The sequence below is a fragment of the Bacillus sp. BS3(2021) genome (assembly GCF_021043345.1).
GTDB lineage: Bacteria > Bacillota > Bacilli > Bacillales > Bacillaceae > Bacillus > Bacillus paralicheniformis.
Genome location: NZ_JAJNDM010000007.1, coordinates 1 through 20,345, shown reverse-complemented (window position 1 = coordinate 20,345; position 20,345 = coordinate 1). Strand labels below are relative to the sequence as shown.

General features: G+C 47.3%; 24 protein-coding genes. 17 read left to right on the top strand and 7 right to left on the bottom strand.

What is annotated here, in order from left to right:
• Positions 1-18 precede the first annotated feature (18 nt).
• Entirely contained in the window at positions 19-534 is a 516-nt protein-coding gene (locus tag LQ247_RS15840; protein ID WP_020450564.1) for a type 1 glutamine amidotransferase domain-containing protein, read from the top strand.
• A gap of 38 nt (positions 535-572) precedes the next feature.
• Here LQ247_RS15840 and LQ247_RS15835 read toward each other — a convergent pair whose 3' ends face one another.
• Complete coding sequence (locus tag LQ247_RS15835) at positions 573-788, bottom strand: DUF1128 domain-containing protein (RefSeq protein WP_020450565.1); 216 nt, start codon at positions 786-788, stop codon at positions 573-575.
• A gap of 91 nt (positions 789-879) precedes the next feature.
• Positions 880-2,238 carry an alanine/glycine:cation symporter family protein gene (locus LQ247_RS15830; protein ID WP_023855866.1) on the bottom strand — a complete coding sequence of 453 codons (1,359 nt, stop codon included), beginning with the start codon at positions 2,236-2,238 and terminating at the stop codon, positions 880-882.
• A 183-nt stretch (positions 2,239-2,421) separates the two neighbouring features.
• Here LQ247_RS15830 and LQ247_RS15825 point away from each other — a divergent pair, with 183 nt between their 5' ends.
• The 3 genes from LQ247_RS15825 to LQ247_RS15815 are packed head-to-tail and all read left to right on the top strand — an operon-like array spanning position 2,422 to position 4,077.
• Positions 2,422-2,892, top strand: coding sequence for a low molecular weight protein-tyrosine-phosphatase (locus tag LQ247_RS15825; protein WP_106071172.1), 471 nt, complete (start codon positions 2,422-2,424; stop codon positions 2,890-2,892).
• 22 nt (positions 2,893-2,914) lie between these two features.
• Entirely contained in the window at positions 2,915-3,265 is a 351-nt protein-coding gene (locus tag LQ247_RS15820) for a hypothetical protein (protein WP_020450568.1), read from the top strand.
• Complete coding sequence (locus LQ247_RS15815) at positions 3,262-4,077, top strand: YihY/virulence factor BrkB family protein (protein WP_020450569.1); 816 nt, start codon at positions 3,262-3,264, stop codon at positions 4,075-4,077. The genes LQ247_RS15820 and LQ247_RS15815 overlap by 4 nt, the downstream gene beginning before the upstream one ends.
• 211 nt (positions 4,078-4,288) lie before the next feature.
• Here the strand turns inward: LQ247_RS15815 and LQ247_RS15810 are convergent, their stop codons facing one another.
• Positions 4,289-5,467: an MFS transporter gene (locus LQ247_RS15810; protein ID WP_020450570.1), complete on the bottom strand. Its 1,179-nt coding sequence runs from the start codon at positions 5,465-5,467 to the stop codon at positions 4,289-4,291.
• Between the two features lie 100 nt (positions 5,468-5,567).
• On the opposite strand from LQ247_RS15810, the gene LQ247_RS15805 reads away from it, so the two are divergent.
• From LQ247_RS15805 to LQ247_RS15795, 3 genes are all read left to right on the top strand, one after another.
• Positions 5,568-5,948, top strand: coding sequence for an OsmC family protein (locus tag LQ247_RS15805; RefSeq protein ID WP_020450571.1), 381 nt, complete (start codon positions 5,568-5,570; stop codon positions 5,946-5,948).
• A 104-nt stretch (positions 5,949-6,052) separates the two neighbouring features.
• Complete coding sequence (gene cax / locus LQ247_RS15800) at positions 6,053-7,108, top strand: calcium/proton exchanger (RefSeq protein ID WP_144497558.1); 1,056 nt, start codon at positions 6,053-6,055, stop codon at positions 7,106-7,108.
• A 66-nt stretch (positions 7,109-7,174) separates the two neighbouring features.
• Entirely contained in the window at positions 7,175-7,966 is a 792-nt protein-coding gene (locus tag LQ247_RS15795; protein ID WP_020450573.1) for a YfkD famly protein, read from the top strand.
• Positions 7,967-7,994: 28 nt separating this feature from the next.
• Here the strand turns inward: LQ247_RS15795 and yfkAB are convergent, their stop codons facing one another.
• Entirely contained in the window at positions 7,995-9,116 is a 1,122-nt protein-coding gene (gene yfkAB, locus LQ247_RS15790; RefSeq protein ID WP_020450574.1) for a radical SAM/CxCxxxxC motif protein YfkAB, read from the bottom strand.
• Positions 9,117-9,259: 143 nt separating this feature from the next.
• On the opposite strand from yfkAB, the gene LQ247_RS15785 reads away from it, so the two are divergent.
• The 3 genes from LQ247_RS15785 to LQ247_RS15775 all read left to right on the top strand — a co-directional run bounded on the left by LQ247_RS15785 (position 9,260) and on the right by LQ247_RS15775 (position 11,624).
• A complete protein-coding gene (locus LQ247_RS15785) occupies positions 9,260-9,445 on the top strand; it encodes an SE1561 family protein (protein ID WP_003179806.1) in 186 nt (61 codons plus the stop codon).
• 109 nt (positions 9,446-9,554) lie between these two features.
• Positions 9,555-10,346, top strand: a complete 792-nt coding sequence (gene pdaA / locus LQ247_RS15780) for a delta-lactam-biosynthetic de-N-acetylase (protein WP_106071183.1) — start codon at positions 9,555-9,557, stop codon at positions 10,344-10,346.
• Positions 10,347-10,520: 174 nt separating this feature from the next.
• The gene (locus LQ247_RS15775) at positions 10,521-11,624 is read left to right on the top strand and encodes a glycerol dehydrogenase (protein WP_023855873.1); all 1,104 of its coding nucleotides are present in this window, start codon (positions 10,521-10,523) and stop codon (positions 11,622-11,624) included.
• Positions 11,625-11,802: 178 nt separating this feature from the next.
• Here the strand turns inward: LQ247_RS15775 and LQ247_RS15770 are convergent, their stop codons facing one another.
• Together LQ247_RS15770 and corA are read right to left on the bottom strand one after the other, a co-directional pair.
• Positions 11,803-12,399: a hypothetical protein gene (locus LQ247_RS15770; protein ID WP_095293049.1), complete on the bottom strand. Its 597-nt coding sequence runs from the start codon at positions 12,397-12,399 to the stop codon at positions 11,803-11,805.
• A gap of 57 nt (positions 12,400-12,456) precedes the next feature.
• The gene (gene corA, locus LQ247_RS15765) at positions 12,457-13,419 is read right to left on the bottom strand and encodes a magnesium/cobalt transporter CorA (RefSeq protein ID WP_023855875.1); all 963 of its coding nucleotides are present in this window, start codon (positions 13,417-13,419) and stop codon (positions 12,457-12,459) included.
• 134 nt (positions 13,420-13,553) lie between these two features.
• Between corA and LQ247_RS15760 the strand changes: the two genes are divergently transcribed.
• The 6 genes from LQ247_RS15760 (at position 13,554) to LQ247_RS15735 (ending at position 18,338) form a co-directional block, all read left to right on the top strand.
• Positions 13,554-14,417 carry a DNA-3-methyladenine glycosylase family protein gene (locus LQ247_RS15760; RefSeq protein ID WP_105979166.1) on the top strand — a complete coding sequence of 288 codons (864 nt, stop codon included), beginning with the start codon at positions 13,554-13,556 and terminating at the stop codon, positions 14,415-14,417.
• A gap of 2 nt (positions 14,418-14,419) precedes the next feature.
• Entirely contained in the window at positions 14,420-15,826 is a 1,407-nt protein-coding gene (gene rlmD, locus LQ247_RS15755; RefSeq protein ID WP_206761258.1) for a 23S rRNA (uracil(1939)-C(5))-methyltransferase RlmD, read from the top strand.
• Positions 15,827-15,876: 50 nt separating this feature from the next.
• Entirely contained in the window at positions 15,877-16,347 is a 471-nt protein-coding gene (locus LQ247_RS15750; RefSeq protein WP_231006321.1) for a DUF6884 domain-containing protein, read from the top strand.
• Between the two features lie 216 nt (positions 16,348-16,563).
• A complete protein-coding gene (locus LQ247_RS15745; RefSeq protein ID WP_035339189.1) occupies positions 16,564-17,058 on the top strand; it encodes an RNA polymerase sigma factor in 495 nt (164 codons plus the stop codon).
• Positions 17,045-17,611, top strand: coding sequence for a hypothetical protein (locus tag LQ247_RS15740; protein ID WP_231006255.1), 567 nt, complete (start codon positions 17,045-17,047; stop codon positions 17,609-17,611). Before LQ247_RS15745 ends, LQ247_RS15740 begins: the two co-directional genes overlap by 14 nt.
• A gap of 1 nt (position 17,612) precedes the next feature.
• Positions 17,613-18,338 carry a YfjL-like protein gene (locus LQ247_RS15735; protein ID WP_025810228.1) on the top strand — a complete coding sequence of 242 codons (726 nt, stop codon included), beginning with the start codon at positions 17,613-17,615 and terminating at the stop codon, positions 18,336-18,338.
• 29 nt (positions 18,339-18,367) lie between these two features.
• Here LQ247_RS15735 and LQ247_RS15730 read toward each other — a convergent pair whose 3' ends face one another.
• A complete protein-coding gene (locus LQ247_RS15730; protein WP_231006254.1) occupies positions 18,368-18,943 on the bottom strand; it encodes a TetR/AcrR family transcriptional regulator in 576 nt (191 codons plus the stop codon).
• 107 nt (positions 18,944-19,050) lie between these two features.
• On the opposite strand from LQ247_RS15730, the gene LQ247_RS15725 reads away from it, so the two are divergent.
• Positions 19,051-20,244: a macrolide family glycosyltransferase gene (locus tag LQ247_RS15725; protein ID WP_145929900.1), complete on the top strand. Its 1,194-nt coding sequence runs from the start codon at positions 19,051-19,053 to the stop codon at positions 20,242-20,244.
• Positions 20,245-20,345 lie beyond the last annotated feature (101 nt).

Below are 20,345 nucleotides of genomic sequence, written 5' to 3'. Positions count from 1 at the left end.
TTTGGGAGGGTGATCAATATGAGCAAAAACATTGCAGTTGTTCTGACAGATTACTTTGAGGATTCGGAGTATACCGAGCCTGCGAAAGCGTTCAAAGACGCCGGGCACCAGCTTACGGTTATTGAAAAAGAGAAAGGCAAAACGCTGAAAGGCAAGCAAGGCGAGGCGCAAGTGGAAACAGATGCGTCCATTGATGAAGTCAGCCCGGCCGATTTTGACGCGCTGTTGATTCCGGGCGGATTTTCGCCGGATATTCTCAGAGCCGACCAGCGTTTCGTATCGTTTGCGAAATCCTTTATGGATGACAAAAAACCGGTGTTTGCGATCTGCCACGGCCCGCAGCTTTTAATCACCGCCAAGGCTCTGGACGGACGCAGTGCAACAGGCTACACATCGATTCAAGTCGATTTGGAAAACGCCGGGGTTCAATTTAAGGACGAGGAAGTTGTCGTCTGCCAGAACCAGCTTGTTACAAGCCGAACGCCTGACGACATCCCTGCGTTTACACGCGAATCTTTGAAGCTGCTCGGCTAATGAAAAAGACCGGAATAGATTTCCGGTCTTTTTTATGTTTATTTTCGGAGTGCAGCCAGTTCCTCTGCGATTGCCTGCATTTCGCTCGGACTGAAAGATTTCTTTTTCATCACCATTTTGTGCAGGTATTCAAGATCTTCAAGCTTTTCATTGCTGAAGGCTTCAGCTTTGATGACGCCGATGTTCAGCATGTTTAGTTTTTGCGAGATCTCTTCGATCATTTTGTTCAGCTCGGCTGTTTTCTGCTCTGACAAGAAGGCACATCCTTTCTCACTGATTTTGTAGTCTTTATTGTAACAGAATTAAGCGAGAAGAAAAGGACGGCTGTCAAAAAGCATCTCCGGCTTAAACGGATACGCTGTTTTGCTTTTCCGCTTTTTCGGCTTTGATTTTGGCAAGGATCTGTTTGGACTCATAGATGACAATCCCTGTCAAACCGAGCAGGCCAATCAGGTTCGGTATCGCCATCAGACCGTTCAGCATATCGGCGAGCGCCCAGACAAAGTCATTTTTAAAGACCGCTCCGAAAAAGACGGCGATCACAAAGATGACACGGTAGACGATCGCATATTTTTCATTCAGCAGGTAGGTGAAGCATTTTTCTCCGTAGTACGACCAGCCCAAAATCGTCGAATAAGCGAACAGCAGCAGACCGATCGCAACGATTGTCGATCCCGCAGGGCCGAGAAAATGTGCGAATGTCATCGATGTCAGCGCATCGTTTTTTTCTGTCAGATACATGTTTCCCATGACAATCGATATCCCCGTAATCGAGCAGACAATCAATGTGTCGATGAAAACCTGGGTCATAGAGACAAGTGCTTGGCGAGCCGGCATATCAGTTTTTGCCGCGGCTGCCGCGATCGGCGCCGAGCCGAGCCCTGCTTCATTTGAAAATACGCCCCGCGCCACGCCCCAGCGGATCACGGTTCCGATCGCGCCTCCTGCCACGGCCTGGCCGGTAAACGCGTCAGAAAAAATTAAACCGACCGCGCCTGGGACAAGTTCAAAGTTTGTGACAAGAATGATCAACCCGGCGATGACATAAAATAAAGCCATGATCGGCACGAACAGCGAGGTGACTTTGCCGATGCTTTTAATCCCACCGAGAATGACAAGTGCTGTAAAAATCGTGACAATGATTCCGGTTACCCAGGCAGGCACGGAAAATGTGGAGCTCATGACTCCGGATACAGAATTTGACTGAACCATATTGCCTATTCCGAAAGCGGCAAGCGCCCCGAATATGGCAAATAACACACCAAGCCACTTTTGCTTGAGGCCGTGTTCCAAATAATACATCGGGCCGCCTGACATTTCGCCGTTTTTGTCTTTCACGCGGAATCTGACAGCAAGCACCGCTTCGGCATATTTCGTGGCCATTCCGAAAAAGGCGGCGAGCCACATCCAAAACACGGCGCCAGGCCCTCCGGCAATGACCGCTGAGGCGACACCGACGATATTCCCGGTACCGACCGTAGCGGCAAGGGCAGTCATCAACGCCTGAAAGTGGGAAATATCGCCTTCGGAGGATTTATCCTGACGTCTTGAAAAGGCAAGCTTTAATGAGTAAGGCAAAAGTCTGATCTGCAAAAAAGCCAGCCTGAAAGTCAAATAAATACCTGTTCCAACAATGAGGATCAAAAGCGGAGGTCCCCATAAAAAACCGTTCATTGTATCTACAATATGTGAAATAAAATCCATAGGCGAAATATCCCCCTTTAATTTTGTGTCTAACTAGAATATTCTGAAAGTTTGTTAGATTTGTCAATAGCATTGTCATCTTTTCTTCCCAAAGTTGAAAAAAACAAAAAAATCTTTAGTATAAAAGCAAAAGTGTTTTTTCTTTCTGAAATGTGGGGAAAGAATAGAGGAGGCTCTTGTTTGATGATCAAAGTGCTATTTGTTTGCCTCGGCAATATTTGCCGCTCTCCGATGGCAGAAGCTGTATTTAACGACATGCTCAAAAAAAGCGGACTGGAGGACCGAATTGAAGCCGATTCGGCGGGGACAGGGAACTGGCATGTCGGAAAACCGCCTCATGAAGGCACACGGTCGCTGCTATCTGCAAAAAAGATAAGCTGCGAAGGCCTTTACGCGAGGCAGATTACCGACAAAGACCCGGAAGCGTTCGATTATATCATCGCGATGGATGCCGAAAACGCTGGCCATGTGAGAAGCCTTGCCGGCTACGGGAGCAAAGCCGTCATCCGGAGGCTGCTCGACTATGTCGAGGATTGTGAGACGGCAGATGTTCCTGATCCATACTACACCGGGAACTTTGATGAGGTGTACGAACTCGTCGCGAAAGGATGCAGCGAATTGCTAAAGGACATTCGAAAAGAACACAATTTATAAAAAACGAAGGGAGAGATTTTTTATGAAAAACGACCGCGTTTTCATCAGAAATATCCTCCTCGGCGCTTCGGTCGGGGCGGTTATGTCACTGCTGCACAAACCGACCAGAGAAGCATGCGGCGCAAAGCTTGACGCGTGCAAAAACAAAGTCCGCCTTTACCGCGCAAATCCCGGAATGTTCACCGAATGCGTGAAAGAAAAAATGGACGAAGCCAAAAAACTGACCGCTTCCATATCGGACGATTTAAGCTTCTTAAATCAACAGATGAAAGAACTGAAAGAGACGACGCCAAAAGTGATCGGTCTGATCGAGGAAACGAGGGATCACTTCACAGCTAAATCCAAAGGGCGTACGGAGCCGGAAAAAGAATGAGCTTTTTGAAAGAGCTGGCTTGGCGTTTTTTCCTTCATGAAGGGCCGAGCAAATCGGCGGAACTTGCCTACTTTTTCCTGCTGTCCCTGTTTCCGTTTATGATTTTCCTATTGACTTTGATCGGCTACCTGCCTGTCAAAACGGGCGATGTCATCGGGCTGATTGAACAGTATGCTCCAGAAGACACGATGTCCGTTATTGAAGAGACGCTCAATACAGGAAACAGGGGCCTGCTTTCTTTCGGGATCATCGCGGCGCTCTGGTCTGCGTCAAACGGATTGAACGCGATTGTCAGGGCCTTTAATCATGCTTATGAAGTGGAGGAAAACCGCTCATTCATCATGGTTCGGCTGACATCACTCCTCCTGACCGCCGCGATGGTTTTCACCATATTGGTCGCGCTTCTTCTTCCGGTATTCGGGAGGGCCATCGGCCATTTCATCGCCAATCTGGACGGTACGCCGGAAATGTTTCTAGCGGCATGGTCAGCGCTCCGCTGGGGAATCAGCCCGCTTGTGCTGCTGATCGTCTTTACGGCTTTATACTTTTTTGCCCCGAATAAGCGGCTGTCATTTAAATTCGTGCTTCCGGGAGCCGTTGCAGCGACAGCCGGCTGGATCCTCGTCAGCATGCTGTTTTCATACTACGTCAGCGAATTTGCAAACTACAGCGCAACATACGGAAGCCTCGGCGGCATCATCGTCCTGATGATCTGGTTTTATTTAAGCGGAATGATGATTATTCTTGGAGGGGAGATCAACGCCCTTTTACATAAACGTAAAATCATTCCTGAAGAAAATCCGCGGAAATGAGCAATCTATAAAAGAACGTTTCATGAGTTCAAAAGCGGAGGGATCAACATGACAAAACACACGAAAAAAGGCGGCAGCCATAATAAACAAAATTCAAAGCAAAGTTCGAAAAACAAAACGAGCGGAAGCGCCAACGGACAAAACGGATATCATTAAAACTGCCTGACGTTTTCGAAAAGGCCGGCTGCCTATAGTAAGCAGCCGGCCTTTTTTACATTGGCGCCGCCTCAGATTGTTCGAGAGCGCCGTTTTTCTTCGTTTTGCCAAAGAGCACCCCGATCCAGATCAACACCATCACGATTGTAATCAAATAAAACAGATTGCTGTTATGAAATGTCTGCATATACCAGCCGCCGGCAACCGGGCCGAAAATGCTTCCGAAGCTGAAGGTGATTCCGCACATCAAGTTTCCGGCCGGGAGAAGGCGTTTTGGAAGCAGGTCGGCCATAAAGCTGATGCCGAGTGAAAAAGTTGATCCAACAGCCATTCCGGCTATGAAAAAACATGCCGCAAGCAAGGGGACGGAATCGGAAAAGCCCGCCGCAAAGAAGCAGCCTGCCCCGACAGCCAATATGACAAGGAGCACATTTCGTCTTCCATACTTGTCGCTCAACACGCCGAGCGGATACTGAAAGACGATGCTTCCGATCGCAAAAGCCGGAAGAATAATTGATAGGCCTTCGACGGAAATGCCCGAGCGGAGCGCGTAGACGGGAAAATTGCCGTTCAGGGCGGTTTCCAAAAAGCCGTAGCCGAATGTCGGCAAAAACGCGACCCATCCTAGCAGAAAGGCTTGAACGAAGCGCTTCAAGCTGTTATCGCTGCGGCTTTCAGAGCCGCTTTTCTCAGGAAAATCGTTTTGAAGGCAAAAAATAAACAGCCACGCCAGCAGGCTGAATGCACCTGAGACGATAAACGGCAATGACGGGGCAATGTTGACAAGCGGCGTTAAAAAAGGACCGGCAGCAAATCCCAAACCAAACGAAAGGCCGTACAAAGAGATATTGCGGCCGCGGTTTTTTTCAGACGATAATGTGGTCACCCAAGTTTGCGTTGAAAAGTGCAGCATATGATCCCCGATTCCAATCAAGAGCCGTAAAAAGAACCAGACGATAAACGACTGAATAAAAACAAAGGCGAACAAACTCGCGCACACCATCACCCCGCCGATGACGATCAGCGGTTTAAAACCGAGCCTGCGAAGCGGTGCTTCCATAAACGGCGAAGCGATCAGGACGCCGATGTAGAGGCCTGTCGCATGAAGACCGTTCAGCGCAGCCGAATGGCCTTCCTGTTCGAAAATAACAGAGATGACCGGAAGGAGCATCCCTTGCGAAAAACCTGATATACTGACAATCAAAACGAGAATGAAAAAGTGAAATCTAGTCATCGGCCGATTCTCCTTATCCGTAATCCTTCTTTGATCGTACAACTTTCACAAGTTTTTAGGCAAGGCGATTTTTCTTTTTCTGTCAAAAGAGGTGTGAATCATGGAAATCGTGTGGAATCAGAACGGCTTTGAGGCTGATCTGGAATATGGAAAGCTTAAGATATCAGGCAATGAAGAAGCAGGATTCAGGCCTTATCAATTGCTGGCCGCTTCGATTGCGGCATGCAGCGGAACCGTTCTTCATAACATATTGGAAAAGAAAAGGATACAGCTGAAAGATATGACCATCGAGACAAAAGAAGAACGCATTTCCGAAGAGGCGGGCCGCATCAAAAGCATCCATCTTCACTTCATATTGAAGGGAGAAAACCTCGGTGCAGAACAAATTCAAAAGGCGCTGAAAGTAGCGATGAAAAATTGTGCCATGGTGAGATCTGTTGAAAACAGCATCAAGATCATCGAAACATTTCAGATTCGCTGATGTTTAAAAACCTGCGTCAATGCGGAATAGATCAGTATGCCGTATATAAAATGAAAAGTTCGCACAAAAATAACCTACACCAAAAAAGAAAAGAGGAATGAAAAATGGGCCGTTTTTTCTTTTGGATGATGGCTGCGGGAGTTCCCCTTTCTGTCGCAGGGAGCATGTTGCATTGGCCGCAGGTTTTATTGTTCATCATATACTGCCTGACGATTATCGCGCTTGCAAGCTATATGGGAAGAGCCACCGAAAGCCTTGCGATTATTGCGGGTCCGAGGATCGGGGGCCTTTTAAATGCGACGTTCGGAAACGCCGTTGAGCTGATCATTTCGATCTTCGCGTTGCGGGAAGGACTGATCGGCATTGTGCTCGCATCGCTGACAGGATCTGTCCTCGGCAACCTTCTTCTGGTCGCCGGCCTGTCGTTTTTCATCGGGGGCCTGAAATATAAGCGCCAGGAATTCAACGTGTATGATGCGAGACACAATTCAGGTTTGCTCATGTTCGCGGTGATTGTCGCTTTCGTCATCCCAGAAGTATTTTCAGCCGAAATGACAGAGCCGAGGAAGCTGTCGATGAGCGTCGGCATCAGCATCATCATGATTTTGCTTTACCTGGCCGCGCTTTATTTCAAGCTTGTCAGCCACCGCGGGGTTTACCAGACGAATCAAAATGAGCGGGAAGAATCGCATGAAGAACCGGAATGGTCGGGAAAGAGGGCAACATTGATTTTATTTTTGGCGACCGTTGCCGTTGCCTACATTTCCGAGCACCTCGTCCACACATTTGATACGGTGGCCGAACAATTCGGCTGGTCGGAGCTTTTCATCGGGGTCATCATTGTCGCGATCGTCGGAAACGCGGCAGAGCATGCTTCCGCCGTCATTATGGCCTATAAGGACAAAATGGATGTCGCAGTTGAAATTGCGATCGGATCAACGCTGCAGATCGCGATGTTTGTCGCACCTGTTCTTGTGATCAGCTCTTTGTTTTTTCCAGTGAGCATGCCGCTCGTCTTTACCTTGCCGGAACTCGTCGCCATGGCTTCCGCCGTCCTTTTGATGATCGTCATTTCAAACGACGGGGATACGAACTGGTTTGAGGGCGCGACATTGCTGGCTGCTTATATCATCATGGGAATCGGTTTTTTCCTTCTTTAAAAAAATTGGGATAAACGGAGAGCATCCGGAAAACAATAAGGGAAAAGAAACAGAAAGAGTGATAGTATGAAAAAGCTTTTGTGTTTTACGCTAACTGCGTTTTTATCCTTTAGTTTTTTCGCTGTACAGGAAGCAGATGCAGCCAAGCCGATCAAGATTCCAAGCTCTGTCACGAATATTTCCAAAGAGAACACATACCCTAACGCCTCCCAGGATCAGCCGAGGCTGCAGCCGAGCGAACTGGCCGAAGAGCTGCTGAAAACAACCGATATCGCGATTGAAAATCCGCATCTCATCAAAATGCTGAATGAGTCAAGCATTTCCGGCACACCGCTGGCAATCGGCTACAGAGCGACGATCTATTTGGGCAGATGGGCGCTCGGGTATACCTCGAATGAAACCGTTGCGAACTGGGAATACCGCAAAATCAACACAAACCGCTTTGACAACCGGGGCGGGAAAGCACCTGCCGAACTCACGTATTCCCAGGAACAGACGAGCAAAATCAAAGGCGGCTTAACAGCGAAAGTCCCGAAAGCGGACGATGTCAAAAACATGATGATGCTTGAAGCCATGGAAAAAACAAAGCTGCCGCTCGCCTTTGAAACAGTCGTCGGCGCCGGCACAAAACGCGATCAGATTTATAAAGTGCAGCCGAAAAAGCTGGGGAATTTACACGCCTATGCACCTGCCGTCAATGAAAAAGGGAAGGTCACCTACGGTGAAGTGTACATTGTATTAAAAGGCAACAAAAGAAAGCTGGTCGTCAAAAATATCACCTCGCAAGGAATCGGCGCCTGGATTCCTGTACAGGATCACCTCACATTCGGCTTTCAGCTCAGCCATCAGCCGAAATAAAAAAGCAAGCCTTTTGCGGCTTGCTTTTTCATACTCTTGCTGTTCTGGAAGTAAAATCAACATCTTGATAATAGCTGTTTTTGACGAGCACATTCGGCCCGAGGCATCGGACGTGCGGGCAGTGGCAGTTGAGCTCCTTGGCAAGCTCTGTTTTTCTCCACTTTGCATAGGCGCTTGGCAGGCTGTCGGTTTGAATGTTGCCGAGCGGCGGAGTATCTCCGAAATCGGTCACGATGATATTGCCGTCAAAAATATTGACGTTCAGGCGCGATCTGCCGTCAGGGTCGTTTCTGACCGTGACATTTTTCGCTTCGCGCAGCCGCTGTAAAAGAGCGTGGTCTTCAGGATCAGGGCTGCACGCGTAAAACGGCAGGGTGCCGAACAGCATCCACGTATTTTCGTCGCGAATGTCAAGAAGGCGGTGGATCGCTTTCCTCATGTCTTGTAAGCTTAAAGATTCAAGCGCGCTTGCAAAATCGCTCGGATACATCGGGTGAACCTCATGGCGCTGGCATTTCATGTCTTCGACAATTTGCCGGTGAATATGCTCGATGTGAGGAAGCGTCCGTTTGTTGAGCATCGTCTCGGCGGATACCATAACCCCTTCATCAACAAGCGTCCGGCTGTTTTCGATCATTTTTTCGAAATAGCGCGCCCGCTGGGCAAACGTCGGCTTTTTATCCATCATGGCGAAGCCGATTTCTGCAAAGTCTTCGACTGTTCCCCAGTTGTGGGAAATATGAAGCACATCAAGGTAGGGGATGATCAGCTCGTAGCGCCCGATATCGAGCGTCAAGTTTGAGTTGATCTGCGTCCGCACGCCGCGTTCATGAGCGTATTTTAATAAAGGAACGACATATTCCTTTACGGATTTTAATGAAAGCATCGGCTCGCCGCCCGTAATGCTTAAAGAACGAAGGCGGGGAATCTCATCAAGCCGTTTCAACAGAAGGCTGACGGGCAGCGCGTCCGGGTCCTTCGTCTGGAGCGTATACCCGACGGCGCAGTGCTCGCAGCGCATATTGCAAAGAGTCGTCGTCGTAAATTCAACGTTCGTCAGCTGTATATCTCCATATTGGTCAACGTCCATGTAGGCTTCCCACGGATCATATTCCGGGGTAATCGGACGAACCTGCGTTTTTTCTGTCATGACATATCTAACTCCTTTATGATAGGACATACTAATATAGCCCAACTATTCATTTTAGACCTGATCCTTGAGGCGTGCAAGTCATGGATGATTGAAAAAAGGCCGTTTATAGGCTACGATAAAGGAACAAAAGGAGGAGAATCATGGGTAACGCAGTACATGACAAAGAACAGCAAGTCAATTATTTAAAAAACAGATTGGATATGTTTATGTCAGTCATCGATTCTTTAGACCCGGAATCGACCGACCTTGAAGATATTGACAGACTGATCAGCATGCTCGACGACTTGGAAGCCAAATACGAGCGCTTTAAAAAAGACTGGAAATAAAACCGCTGCATTCTTTGCCGCGGTTTTTTTGTTTTCCAAGTGTTGCTTGGTATGAAAAGCTCAGCCCTTCTGCACAATAAGAAAAAATAAAACTGGGAGCGAGAAGATGATGAAACGATTCTTTGCCTTATGCTGCGGATTCCTGCTGATGCTGGCCTTCAGCGGCAATGCTGAAGCGATTTCCAACAAGGCGATCCATTGGGGCTTTTCAAAAAGCAAAAACCATCGGCCGGCAGATGCGGGACAAGAGCTGAACAGCCTTTTGCAGCAGTACGACGCCTTTTATTTGGGCAACACAAAGGAAAAAACGATCTATCTGACCTTTGATAACGGCTATGAAAATGGCTACACCCCTAAGGTGCTAGATGTTCTGAAAAAACAAAACGTCAAAGCTGCCTTTTTTGTGACGGGCCATTTTGTCAAAGATCAGCCGGAGCTGATCAAGCGAATGGCCGAGGAAGGACATATCATCGGGAATCATTCCTATCACCATCCGGATCTCACGACGAAAACAAGCCGCGTGATACAAGAGGAATTGGAATCGGTCGATGAGGAGGTTTACAAAATCACAGGCGAAAAAAACAACCTCTACCTGAGGCCGCCTCGGGGCGTTTTCAGCGAGCGGGTGCTTGCAGAAACGAAAAAGCTCGGTTATCAAACGGTATTCTGGTCTGTTGCTTTTGTCGATTGGAAAATCAATGCCCAAAAAGGGTGGCGCTATGCGTACGACAATATGATGAAACAGGCCCATCCCGGCGCCGTCTATTTGCTTCACACCGTCTCGAAAGACAATGCCGAAGCGCTTGATCAGGCGATCACCGACTTAAAAAAAGAAGGCTATACATTTAAAAGCCTTGATGACCTGATGTTTGAAAAATCTATGATGCTAAAGCCCTTTTGAAAGAAATGCCCCGGACGCTGAGACGGGGTTTTTGCTTTGAGCGGAAAAGTTGATGGTTCAGGCTCTTTTATTTCCCCTAGTCAATTCCATAGAATAAAAATCCATTCTATATACATATATTACTAGATTTAAAAAGAAAATAGGTATATCATTGATAGTGAAGGGGGAATTACCATGTCAAAATTAGTAAAATCAGTCACATCGCCTAAAAAATTTATTACAGGAAAACGACTCCTTGAGAACTTGAACGATTACATTGAAGATTATGGTGATCACGCATATATCATTTGCGATGAATTCATTTTGGAACGCGCTCAAAAAGAAGCGGGGAATTCGATTCAGAAAGCCGGCAATCAAGCTGTTTTTGAAAAATTCAATTACGAATGCACACAGGAAGAAATCGATCGTAACCGGGAGCTTGCACGCAATGCAGGCGCTAATATCATCGTTGGGATCGGCGGGGGAAAAACGCTTGATACAGCAAAGGCCACCGCTTATTACGAGAAGCTGCCGGTTGTGATTTTCCCGACAATTGCTTCAACAGATGCTCCATGTACGGCCCTTGCTGTCATTTATAAACATGACGGATCGTTTGATCGATATCTGTTTTTGCCGACGAACCCAGATGTCGTTCTCGCGGATTCTGACATTTTGGCATCCGCGCCGCCGCGCTTTTTCGCAGCCGGTATCGGAGACGCCTTGGCGACGTATTTTGAAGCGCGCGCCTGCTTTAAAGCAAACGGCGACAACCTCGTGCTGATGAAGCCTTCAACAACTGGATTGGGACTTGCCCGCCTGTGCTATGATACGCTATTGGAAAACGGCGTAAAAGCGATGCAGGCGATCAAGCATGGCGTTTCTACACGCGCCGTTGAAGACACAATTGAAGCGACCATCTATTTAAGCGGCGTCGGCGCCGAATCAGGCGGTCTTGCCGCCGCACATGCGATCCACAATGGAATGACAGCCGTTCCTTCTCTGCACAGAGCTCAGCACGGCGAAAAAGTCACGTTCGGCCTTTTGGCACAGCTCGTTCTTGAAAACGCGCCGGCCGAAGAGCTGGAGACCGTCATTGACTTTATCAAAGGCGTCGGTCTGCCGTTGACATTAAAAGACCTCGGAGTCGACGAATTTATCGAAGAAGAATGGCGCCAAGTCGCTCAAAGCGCTTGCGCAGAAGGCGACACAATGGGCAACATGCCGTTCCCAGTCACCCCTGACGATGTCTACAATGCGATCGTCGCCGCCAACGCGATTGCAGAATCTTATCGCGATTAATAGACGAAAAGCCGCTTCCGTGAAGGAGCGGCTTTTTTCTTTGAGGTTTGTCTATTAGTTTGTGAAGCGGCTGTTTGCAGTTCGTTTTTTCTGTATACCTTTTACTTCTAAACCTTCTCTTCCGTGTAATATTTTTAAAAGTTCCCAAAAGCGTGCTGCTTGACTCGAGTGAAGTCGCTCATTTCACCACTTCAACCTTCATCCTCGGCTCTTCTTCTATCCCTGATTCATACACATCCTCATTTCCCGGAGCCTTAAAGGTGACGCTGTACGTCTCTTGTGAATGCGGAGACAGTTCCAGCTCTTCCGGCTGAAAGTCAAATTCGCTCGTTATATCAGGGATGAGCTGGATGCGTTCGGTCTTTTTTCCGTAATTGTTCACTTTCACCTCACAGTCCATGTTTCCTTCCTCCATATCGCTCTGATAGCTGCAAGTGCTTCTCTTTTTCATATATTCCACGGCATCATCGCCTTGTGCATTCCATTTTTGAAAGAGCATCAGCTGTTCTGTGACCAGCGGGTAAAATACTGAAATGCCGATAATAAACAAAAACAGCTTAAAGCGGATCCACGGTACTCCATAATAATGGCGCCACGCCATAATGAAGCCGATGATGAGCATCAACATGCAGATCAGAACCACTAAATTGCGGACAGGCAGTCTGAAAAAGTCCGAAAGCGCGTCTGCAGCAGACACGCTTTGATGATTTTCGGCGCTAATCAACAAGCCGAGAACGATCAAGAAGATGCCAACAAGCCCTGTATGTACCTTCATTTCTTTCCCCCCTCAGTTATAGAAATAGTCGAACAGAGAGGAAAAAGGTTTCCGGTTTTACTTGAAAATGTCAAACCATCCTTTATGCCGGAACCAGAAGATCATGCCGGCGACAACGGCTCCCATCATGACGAGGATGAAAAAATAGCCGTAGCGCCAATGCAGTTCAGGCATGTTGTCAAAGTTCATGCCGTACACTCCGGCAATAAAGGTGAGCGGAATAAAAATCGTTGAGACGATCGTCAGCGTCATCATAATGGCGTTCATCCGGTTGGAGTTGAGCGTCTGGTAGCTGTCCCTTAAATCGGCGGTCATGTCGCGGTTGTTTTCGACGATTTCGGTCAGCTTCAAGAGGTGGTCGTAAATGTCGCTGTAATACGCTTTTCGTTCGCGGTTTTCTTTTGAAATTTCAATGTTTAAAATCCGGTAAAGCAAATCCCGCATCGGAATGATTGTTTTCCTAAGCTTTAGAAGGTCGCTCCGGATATCAAACACTTCATTCATCAGCGTTCCATACGTTTTTCTGCTGTCGCTTTCAGCAATTTCATTGAGGCGGTCTTCTATTTTGTAAAGAATCGGGAAATATTCGTCCACAAGCTGATCCATGACCATATAGGCGATATGGCTCGGTCCTTTTTTCCACAACTCGCTGTTTTCCGAAAGCTGTCTTCTTACTTTTTCAATACCGTCTGAACGATGAAAGTGAAATGTGACGATAAAATCTTTTCCAACGAATAAGTCAACTTCTTCAGACGCCAGCGTCCTTTGATTCAACGCGTGTATGACGAAAAAAAGATATTCTTCGTATTGATCAAGCTTCGGACGCTGCAAATGATGAACGCAGTCCTCAACTGCTAAAGGGTGAAAGTGAAACTGACTTTTGAGTAAAGAGACTTCTTCATCCGAAGGCTGATCGAAGTCCGTCCAGTACCACTCAATATCTTGATCTGTCAGCCTTTCTGCTTTGATGTCGGTAGATAAAAGTTTTCCGTCCTTTGTCATCGCAAAATGTTTAATCATCGGCACCCCTCCGCTTCCATAGGATGCTGCGATGCCCTGTGATTCATTCGGTGAAAAAATAAAATGTTGTTCTTTTTTAAGAGAATTTGAAACATGGTATACTGTGGACAAAGAAGAAAAAGGGATGGGAAGCGATGTGGAAGGAAACTGTAAGCGTATCACCGCCGTATCATTTTGACCGCGTCTTGGACAGGCTTTCGCTTGATCCGCTCAATGCGGTCAACCTCGACAAAAGGGAGGTCAAGCTGCCGCTCCGCAATCAAAACAAAGAGCCCCGGATTGTCGCTGTGCAGGCGACGGGAACTGTCGAAGCCCCGGCGTTTGCCGTCAGCGGTACAGACGATCGAGACGCCATGATGAAAGAAGTGAAACGGATCTTCAGATGGGAGGAAAGTCTTCAGCCTGTACTGGATCACTTTTCACAATCAAGCTTGTCATCAATTTTCGCAGAGCATGCCGGAACGCCGCTGGTGCTCGATTTTCATTTGTATCATTGCTTGATGAAATGCATTATCCACCAGCAGCTTAATCTGTCTTTTGCTTATACGCTCACAGAGCGGTTCGTTCACACTTTTGGAGAGCAAAAGGACGGGGTCTGGTTTTATCCGCTTCCCGAAACGATTGCACAGCTCGACTATAACGACTTGCGCGAACTTCAGTTCAGCATGCGGAAGGCTGAATACGTCATCGATACATCAAGAATGATCGCAGACGGCCGTTTAAATCTTGATGAGCTTGATCAATTATCAGATGAAGATATTATGGAAAAGCTGGTGAAAATAAGAGGCATCGGCCCGTGGACCGTCCAAAACGTTCTGCTGTTCGGACTCGGCCGTCCCAATCTGTTTCCGGCCGCCGATATCGGCATCCAAAATGCCATCAAACGCCATTTTGGCTTAAACGATAAACCGACAAAAGAACAAATGCTTGAAATGAGCAAAGAATGGCACCCTTATTTAAGCTATGCTTCCTTGTATTTATGGAGGAGCATTGAGTAGAAATGGAGAGAACATCAGTGAAACGTGACAAAAAAGGATCATCAGCAGAATTAAAAGTCGGACAGCAATTTCCGCTGACGATCAAGCGCCTCGGCATCAATGGCGAAGGCGTCGGCTACTTCAAGAAAAAAGTCGTCTTCGTCCCCGGCGCACTGCCGGGTGAAGAAGTCGTCGTCGAGGCGACAAAGGTTCATCCGAAATTTTCCGAAGGGCGGGTCAAAAAGGTGCGCAAGCGTTCAGAGCACCGCGTCAAGCCGCCCTGCATCATCTATGAGCAATGCGGGGGCTGCCAGCTCCAGCATCTGGCTTATGAAGAGCAGCTGAAAGGAAAACGGGACATCGTCATTCAATCGCTCGAACGGCACACCCGTTTTGACATCGGCAAAATGGACATCAGGCCGACGATCGGCATGGAAAACCCGTGGCACTACCGGAATAAAAGCCAGTTTCAACTCGGGCTTTCGAAAAATGGAAAGATGGTAGCAGGGCTGTACGGCCTTGACTCACACCGGCTTGTCCCGATTACGGAATGCATCGTTCAGCATCCGGCGACGAACAAAACGACACAAACCGTCAAGCAGATTCTTGAAGACTTCGGCATTTCCGTCTACAACGAACGGAAGCGAACGGGCGACGTCCGCACGATCGTGACGAGGGTCGGCTTTGAGACGGGGGAAGTGCAGGTTGTCATTGTCACGTCAAAAGAAGACCTGCCGCGCAAGGAGCTCATTGCAGAAGAAATCAAAAAGCGTCTGCCTGAAGTGACATCCGTGATTCAAAACGTCAACAAAGCCAAGACATCGGTTATCTTCGGCGATGATACAAGGCTCCTAGCCGGCAATATGGTCATTCAGGAATTTCTCGGCGAGGTTACGTTTGAGCTGAGCGCCCGCGCTTTTTTTCAGCTTAATCCGATCCAGACGGTCAAGCTGTATGACGAAGTGAAAAAAGCGGCGAAACTGAGCGGGCGCGAAAAAGTCGTCGATGCCTACTGCGGCGTCGGCACAATCGGAATGTGGATCGCCGACGGAGCAAAAGAAATCCGCGGCATGGACGTTATCAAAGAATCGATCGATGACGCCAACCAAAATGCCAAAAAGCACGGAATTGATAATGCGCGTTATGTCACAGGAACGGCGGAGCACTGGCTGCCGAAATGGACTAAAGAAGGCTTCAGGCCTGACGTCGTCATCGTCGATCCGCCAAGAACTGGCTGTGACCGCACCTTCCTTGATACGATCAGGCAGGTTAAGCCGAAGCGGTTCGTTTATGTCTCATGCAATCCGTCAACACTTGCGAAAGATTTGCAGTACTTAGCGAAGGATTACCATGTCGAATACATTCAGCCTGTCGATATGTTTCCGCAGACGGCGCACGTCGAATCGGTCGTATCGCTGAAGCTGAAATAAAACGCCTTTTTAAAGGCGTTTTTTAGCGGAACCAAAAGGGGGGACATATGATGAAAAGACTCTGCATCATCCCGTGCGGGGCGAAGAAAATCTGGGATGTCGATCCGGGCATCGGCCCGTCCGCCGCAAAGGATGTCTATCTGAGTCCGTTTCATCGGGCGTGCCGCGCATATGCGCAGACGTTTTTTGCGGATTGGGTGATTCTTTCAGCAAAACACGGTTTTTTAAAACCGGAAGATATCGTTCCTGAAAACTATGATGTCACATTCGGGATGGACCACCCGGAGATTATGGCGGATGATGAGCTGAAGGCGCAAGGTGAACGGAAAAACTTGATGGATTATGACGAAATCGTTATGCTCGGCGGGAAAAAATACAGGCCTGTTTTGAGGAACGTGTTTGGCAGCCGCCAGCAGATCGCTTACCCACTGGCGGGCTATCGGGGAATCGGCTATATGCTGCAGGCGCTGAAGCGGGCTGTCGATGAAGGCCGGGAGCTTAGTGAACCTGAAAACAACTGAAGAGAAAGTGAGTTTTTTAAAATCGCTGGCGGGTTTGCCTAAATAAGGGCAGGGCATGATCTGGAAGGCATTTGTTTGGCGGCTGGGATATCCGGAGGCAAAATGAAATATTCATTTTTGCCTCTTTTTTTATGCAATTTTTTGTAACAAAAAGAGGTTCAGCGGTACTAATAAGTGAATGGAAAAATAGCGGCAGCCCAGCCGGGGAGGGGCTTTATGAAGCTTGAGGAAGTCTACAAGAGTATTCAGCCTTCCGTTTATGCCTTTTTCTACGTTAAGACATTTCATAAAGAAACAGCGGAAGATTTAACACAGGAAGTATTTTATCAGGCTGTGAAAGGCTATCATACATTTTCGGGAAAGTCGACAATCAAAACATGGGTGTTTGCGATTGCTAAAAATGTGTTGAAAAAACACTTTCGTTCAGGAGCGTCAAAAGCCGGGACAAACATGATATTTCAGCATGAAGAAGCGGCTTGCTTATCTCCTGAAGAACACCTTCTGAAAACCGAGAAAGAGCGGCGGCTTCTCGAGGAAATCAACCGGCTTGATGAGGCTTCAAAGGAAATTGTCACCCTCCGTATCTACGGAGAATTATCATTTAAAGAAATCGGCATGCTCACAGGCAAAACCGAAAACTATGCCAGGGTCGGGTTTCACAGAGCAAAGCTCAAGCTACAGCAAGAAATGGAGGGCTATGATGAAGGATAAGGAACGCAGTGTATTCAAAGATTTGCTTCCTTTATACCATGAGGGGCTGTTAAGCAAAGAGTCGGCTGAATGGATTGAGGAAGCGGCCGAAAACGATGAAGAGCTTCAAAAGCTTTTGAAGATGACGGAGGCCGAGCTTCCGAAGGAACATATCGAATCGACTGTTCATGAAAGTCAAATGTTTAAAAAAATCAATCGGAAGCTCTCCTTGTACCAATTGATGTTTACAGCCATTTCGTTTTTTCTCGCGATTCACACATCCCTGTTAAATGAGAGCTTCGGCTTTATTTTGTGGTACGCCGTGCTTGGGCTTGCGGTGTACTTGTTTTACCGGGATATGAAACTTGTGATTCTCCTCTCCTTTGCGCCGATTTTCATTTGGGGGATGGGGGATATTCTGGCCGGCTGGGATGCAGCCGACGGTACAGGGGTTGTGGAGCACCTGCTGTATTCTGTCTTTGGCGCTTTCATGCTTGCTGTTATTCACTGTTTTTTCGCCGCGGCCGGGATGATGATCGGATGGCTGTTCTTAAAGCTGAAAGAAAGTAGTTGATATGATGAAAAAGAAAATCTTGTATAGCGTATTGATCGTGCTGCTCGTTTCTTTTGTGCTTGCCGCATATAACGCCTTCAACGGAAATCCCGTAAGCAAGAAGCTGTCTCAAACGGCGCTTGAGCATTATTTGACTGACCGCTATCCTGAAAAAGACTTGCGGATCGACAGCGGGCTTTATAATTTCAAGTTCTCCGAATATGTATTTGAAGTCACGGATACCGGCGATCAAAAGCGCAAAGATCCCTATCTGTTTTCTTTGAGAGGGTTTGTTCAACCAGAAGTACACACGGACGGTATCTATGAAGAGAACCTCAACGAACCGCTGATGGAGCGGCTTGGAGAAGAAGCCGGAAAAGAAATCAAAACGTTTTTATCGAAAAACATAAACCATCTGAAAGACGTTGACGTGCATGTGGAAGTATTAAAAGGAAAGCTGAAAGAGGACGCAAAATGGGAGAAAAGCCTCCGCTTAGAGCGGCCGATGGAGATTCATATTTTACTTGATGCCGCAAATGCCGACCGAAAAGACGTATACAAAACGGCGCAAAAGATTCAGCGCCTGTTGAATGAAGAAAGATACGACTATGAAAGCGTGACGATTAATGCCAACATTTTTGAGGGGGAAGATATCAAAGACGACGAGACCGGCTATGTCAAATACAGCACCTTCTTTGAAAAAAATACGGATACCAGGCTGAAGGATGTTGAGGAGCTAAATGAGTAGCGATCCATCCTTCAGTCTGAAAGGTTAGATCAGATGTGCAAACCGCCGCAGAAAGCGGCGGTTATCTGTTTAATATAAGTGTCTTTAGCGACTTTTTGAAACCGGCCGTCAGCCAATGCGCCAGAAGAGAAGTATCCGTATAAAGATGACAGAAAAGCGAAGGCCTGTGAATCCGCATCTCCCTTTTTCATCAGGCTTTTGTCCTGCATCGTTTGAAAGTAGTCTGTTAAATAACGAAGGAGTTCTTCCATATGCTTTAACAGAGAACCGAAAAGATCAGTCATCCTTCCGCCGTCTTGAACAGCGATAAGGTAGAGGGGCTTGTTTTTTTCCATATGAAGCAAATACGATTTTGCAATCAATGTTAAGTCATTCTCCAGGTTCCAAGTGATATCATTTTCAAATACGCGCTGAAAGGCTGGTATATAAGAAAATTGCTGAACGGCCGCTTCCAAAAGTCCGAGCTTTGTGTTGAAGTGGCGATAGACCGTCATCTCGCTGACGCCTGAATGGAGCGCGATATCCTTTACCGTCACCGACTTGAAACCGTATTTTTGCATTAAGTCTAAAGCAGCAGATATGATCCGTTCGTTCGTCTCTTGCAAAGGTGTTTACCCCCATTTTATGATAGTTAGTAGTAACTAACACCAGTCTAATCAGGCGCTGAATTGATGTCAACCCGTTTCAAAAAGGATAAAAAGGAGTTTTAATCATGAAAAATATTTTAATCGTCAATTTTCCGGCGGAAGGGCATGTCAATCCTACATTAGGGATCACCAAAGCATTTGCTGACAGAGGCGACAATGTGCACTATCTTTCAACAGAAAAGTATAAAGACAGGCTGGAGGGCGTCGGGGCTACCGTCCATTTATACGAAGATCTGGTGAGAAACGCGCATATTGATCCGAATTCACCGTCCGGCCTTCTTGAATTTTTAAAAATTCATCTCAAAACCTCGCTGTATATTTTAGACATTGTAAAAGAGCTGTCCAAAAGCATTTCGTTCGATGCCGTGTATTATGACACATTCGGTGCAGGTGAATTGGTCAGGGATTATTTGAACATTCCGGGAATCGCTTCGTCGGCTTCATTTCTCTTCGGACAAGAACATATGAAGATTCTGCCGCTGCATCCGGATTCAGGTGCGGAGCTGCAATTGGATAAAGAATGTGAAGACATGCTTAGTGAACTGAAAGAAAAGTACGGCGTCTCACCTAGGCATACAGGACAGTTTATGAGCAATCAGGCGGAGCTGACGGTTGTGTATACAAGCCGGTATTTTCAGCCTGACAGCGACCGTTTTGGGGATGATGTGCTGTTTATCGGCCCGCGTTTTCCGAAGCGTCTGGACAAGACCGATTTTCCGATAGAATCGTTAAAGAATGAGAAAGTCATTTATATTTCAATGGGAACCGTACTTGGTAAAACTGAGGATTTTTTCAATATGTGCATCGATGCATTCCGTGATTTCGACGGCAAGGTTGTCATCGCCGCCGGCGAAAAGTCAAACTACGCGGATATAAAAGAAGTGCCGGAGCATTTTATCATTGCACCATATGTGCCGCAATTAGAAGTGCTTAAAGAAGCCGATGTGTTCATCACCCACGGCGGCATGAACAGCGTCAATGAAGGCATTCATTACCGTGTCCCGATGGTCGTGCTCCCGCATGATAAAGATCAGCCGATGATCGCCCAGCGCCTGAAAGAACTGAATGCTGGATATCCGCTGTTTACAGAAGAGGTCAATGCTGAAAGATTAAGAGATGCAGCAGAACAAGTACTCACTGACGAAAAATATCAGGAAGGTATTCAAAAAATTGATGAAAGCTTCAGCAACTGCATGGACATGAAAGACGCATTAGCGCGCATTGATGAATATACTGCGCGGAAATCGCTGCAGCCTTAATAGAAAGCCCAGCCGCTTTACCAAGCGGCTTCAGCGTGTCGACAAACCCTCGCATTCGTTGTCAGGCCTGCGCGTCGGTGCTCACGAATTCCAACATTCGC